Below are 1782 nucleotides of genomic sequence, written 5' to 3' on the forward strand. Positions count from 1 at the left end.
CACCCCAACCCCTCCCCTGAAGGGGAGGGGCTTAAGAGAGGTTCAGTTCTTGTCCTTGTCGACCAGCTTGTTGGCGCTGATCCAGGGCATCATCGCACGGAGCTCGGCGCCGACCTGCTCGATCGGATGCGCCGCGGCGGCCTTGCGGCTGGCCTTGAGCTCGGGCTGGCCGGCGCGGTTGTCGAGGACGAAGTCCTTGACGAAGCGACCCGACTGGATGTCGGCGAGGACGCGCTTCATCTCGGCCTTGGTCTCGTCGGTGATGATGCGCGGGCCGGTTTTGATGTCGCCATATTCGGCGGTGTTCGAGATCGAATAGCGCATGTTGGCGATGCCGCCCTCATAGAGCAGGTCGACGATCAGCTTGGTCTCGTGGAGGCATTCGAAATAGGCCATTTCCGGCGCGTAGCCGGCCTCGACCAAGGTCTCGAAGCCCGCCTGGATGAGGTGGGTGACGCCGCCGCAGAGCACGGCCTGCTCGCCGAACAGGTCGGTCTCGCATTCCTCGCGGAAATTGGTTTCGATGATGCCCGAGCGGCCGCCGCCGACTCCCGAGGCGTAGGCCAGCGCGACGTCGTGGGCATTGCCGCTGGCGTCCTGATGGATCGCGATCAGGCAGGGGACGCCGCCGCCGCGCTTATATTCGCTGCGCACGGTGTGGCCGGGGCCCTTGGGCGCGATCATGATCACGTCGATGTCCGCAGGGGGCTCGATCAGGCCGAAATGGACATTGAGGCCGTGCGCGAAAGCGAGCGCCGCGCCGGGCTTCATGTTGCCCTTGAGGTCGGCCTCCCAGATCGCCGCCTGGTGCTCGTCGGGAGCGAGGATCATCAGGATGTCCGCCCAGCCGGCGGCGTCCTTGTTGCTCAGCACCTTGAAGCCGGCATCCTCGGCCTTGACCGCCGAGGGCGAGCCTGGGCGCAGCGCGATCGCGATTTCCTGGACGCCCGAATCGCGGAGGTTCTGGGCATGGGCATGGCCCTGCGAGCCATAGCCGAGGATGGCGATCTTCTTGCCGGTGATCAGGTTCAGATCGGCGTCGCGATCGTAATAGACTTTCATGACATTCCCTTTCTGCTCCTCTCCCGCCGGGAGAGGATACGAAGACTTGGCAGCTTGCTGCCTAGTCGGAGTTGGCGAGGGTGACGGGGCATGAGGGCATCTCACCCTCACCCTCCCATGCTGCGCATGGGCCCCTCCCTCTCCCAGTGGGAGAGGGGTTGATTCAGGCGGCTTCCTTGCCGCGCGAAATGGCGACCACGCCGGTGCGGGCGACTTCGACGAGGCCGAGTTCGCGCATCAGCTCGACGAACTTGTCGATCTTTTCCGAGCCGCCGGTGACTTCGAACACGAAGCTGCCGGTGGTCGCGTCGACGACGCGGGCGCGATAGACCTCGGCGAGGCGCAGCGCCTCGATCCGGTGGTCGCCCGTCCCCGCGACCTTCACCAGCGCCAGCTCGCGCTCGACGTGCGGGCCGAAGGCGGTGAGGTCGGTCACCTTGTGGACCGGCACGAGGCGCTCGAGCTGCGCGATGATCTGCTCCATCACCGCGTCCGAGGCCGACGTCACGATGGTGATGCGACTAATTCGATTGTCCTCGGTGATCTCCGAGACGGTCAGGCTTTCGATATTGTAGCCGCGCGCCGTGAACAGGCCGGCGATCCGGGCGAGGATGCCCGGCTCGTTGTCGACGATCACGGCAAGCGTGTGCCGCTGCTTTTGCTCTTCCTTGATGTGCATGGCTCTTAAATTCCCCTTCCGCTTGCGGGAGGGGTTAGGGG

Annotated in this window: 2 protein-coding genes; both read right to left on the bottom strand. The window is 65.2% G+C overall.

All coding sequences use genetic code 11. The annotated features are described in order from the left end of the window. Positions 1-42: 42 nt before the first annotated feature. Positions 43-1062 carry a ketol-acid reductoisomerase gene (gene ilvC, locus AC3WJI_RS21575; protein WP_492759365.1) on the bottom strand — a complete coding sequence of 340 codons (1020 nt, stop codon included), beginning with the start codon at positions 1060-1062 and terminating at the stop codon, positions 43-45. 163 nt (positions 1063-1225) lie between these two features. Then, entirely contained in the window at positions 1226-1741 is a 516-nt protein-coding gene (gene ilvN, locus AC3WJI_RS21580) for an acetolactate synthase small subunit (protein ID WP_492759366.1), read from the bottom strand. Positions 1742-1782 lie beyond the last annotated feature (41 nt).

It is taken from the genome of Sphingomonas sp. FW306-1B-B10E (assembly GCF_058782005.1).

Bases quoted from the DNA above. Each gene is read 5' to 3' on its own strand.
- ilvN (WP_492759366.1), bottom strand. From the start codon at position 1,741: ATGCACATCAAGGAAGAGCAAAAGCAGCGGCACACGCTTGCCGTGATC.
- ilvC (WP_492759365.1), bottom strand. From the start codon at position 1,062: ATGAAAGTCTATTACGATCGCGACGCCGATCTGAACCTGATCACCGGC.